Genomic DNA, 2003 nt, shown 5'->3' with positions numbered 1-2003 from the left:
GTTAATAGTATAATTTTTATTTTCTTCATTATTTGCTCCTTTAAATTTAAATAGTTTTAATATGATACTGTTTTGCTTGAGTTTAATAGGGGCACGGCAAGAATTACTTCTTTTTTGAGCCATTCGGATTAAAATGACGTAGAAATAGTCTTCTGCCCCAATATAAGATCCTGCTCCACCTGAACTAGTAGTGGTCAAATTAACATCCCGACAATGAAAGTTATGTGGATTCGTATTAACTAATATTGCTCTTTTATTTCCTAAACCAGCTGATTTTGTTGTTATGGTTGTTGCTCGTACAGCGCTTATGCTATCATCTGGCGTTCCTGTTCCAAAAGAATGAATTCCATACACATTGGAAGTTCCACTTGTTGATGCGGTTGAATTATCTACAGTTATTACTGCCGTTCTTAATCTAGCAGTTTGTGATGTTGTTCCAGGAAAAGCAACTCCTGTTAAACTTACATGATTAGATGACGTTAATAGTACCGTGATATCTTCTGCTCTTGTATTTCCCCCCATTGTGAGCACTGTGGTATTTGAGGTTACATTCTGTTGACGAATGATTACCGTCGACAAGTTAGTCCCCCTTAATGAATTTCCATTGGGAATGACTACTTTCTCATCATAAACTCCAGGAAATACAAGAATTGTAATTCCAGTAGCCCCTATTGCATTAATTGCTGTTATCGCTCCATTAATTGTTTTAAAAGGATTTCCTCCAATAAAGGCTGTTGAATCATCTCCTGATTTCATAACTACAGCTGTATTTGTCCTTGGTATCAGTATCTCTTGTATCTCCATACAATTTTACTTCTCCTTTCATTATTAAAGAGGTTTGAGGAAAAGTGATTCGTAATCACTCTAGTATTTAAAATATGCGAAGCAATTAAAGATTCTTCTTATTTATGTAGATATAAATTCGGTAATTTCTAGCTATTTTCCTGTACTTCGAAAAAGTGTACCTTTACGAACACTGACTGTTTATTGAGAAAGTCTCTTCAGTTAATTGATAAATTGAATGTTACAATTTTCCAATCATATAATAAATATGCCAATATTGACTAGTTGGTATTGGCATATAACTCTTATAAAGGAGTGAGTTTATGACATTGTTCTGATACCGAAACTCGAGGTGAATGGAAAATTTCAACTTAATTGCGAAAAAGGAGAGATTAAATCATGAAGAAGCTCAAGAAGTTAATGGTAACGTTAGGTTTAATTACAACTTTAGTAACAGGTATGACATTTGTATCACCTATACAAGAAGCTTCTGCTGCAGATCACAGATCTTTACGTGTCCATGCTGATTATGAATATAGTCAAGGACGGATTTGGTTAGCTCCTGGAGAAAGGGTAGAGTTTGTGGCAAGAAACTATGGAATGTATGGAGTACATGTTAAAGTCTGGCAAGGGAATAGAACCTTTTATAAATACCCAATCAAAAAATTTGATACAGGCAGATATAACGCAGCAGTAGGTTGGGTGAACTACAGCTTAGAATGTGTGGATACAGATCATTGCGATGGAGGAATGTGGATTAAAACTGGAAAGTTTTGACTTATAAATATTAAATTTTAGAAAGAAGTTTAGTAATCTGAGAGATAAATACCAAGCGAAAGGACGTCTATTTTTAGAAAGACGTCCTTTTTGGGGTACCGCCACATACCCATCAACTTAAGAATTTTATAACACCCCAAAACAAAAAAATTGTACATTTTTACATGAAGATGTCAATTTTCTCGTTTTGGGGGCAATCTGTACTGTTAGGTTGATGGACATGGGGTATACAGCCAACGTACTAACATAAAACCCACGCTAAGGAAAAGAAAACTTAATATAAAAGGATTCCTTGCGTAACAAAAAGGATTACGATTAATAATGTTACAGTGATTACATAACAAATTCTACTTTATAAAAAAGCAGTAAAGTTAAAAGCTCCAGTTACTCTATTCTACAATCGATCCATCTTGAGTAAGAGAAGGAATTTTTAGATAATTAGC

General features: G+C 34.2%; 1 protein-coding gene and 1 pseudogene. One reads left to right on the top strand and one right to left on the bottom strand.

Annotation, left to right across the window (positions count from 1 at the left end; genetic code table 11):
- Positions 1-804: pseudogene (locus LOK41_RS27940) on the bottom strand (hypothetical protein); the annotation flags it as partial.
- Between the two features lie 378 nt (positions 805-1182).
- Here LOK41_RS27940 and LOK41_RS27935 point away from each other — a divergent pair.
- The gene (locus LOK41_RS27935; protein ID WP_241819347.1) at positions 1183-1560 is read left to right on the top strand and encodes a hypothetical protein; all 378 of its coding nucleotides are present in this window, start codon (positions 1183-1185) and stop codon (positions 1558-1560) included.
- The last annotated feature ends 443 nt before the right edge of the window (positions 1561-2003 follow it).

The organism is Bacillus sp. TL12, assembly GCF_022625245.1.
GTDB lineage: Bacteria > Bacillota > Bacilli > Bacillales > Bacillaceae_G > Bacillus_A.
This window is presented reverse-complemented; position numbering and strand designations above follow the sequence as displayed.

Bases quoted from the DNA above. Each gene is read 5' to 3' on its own strand.
- LOK41_RS27935 (WP_241819347.1), top strand. From the start codon at position 1,183: ATGAAGAAGCTCAAGAAGTTAATGGTAACGTTAGGTTTAATTACAACT.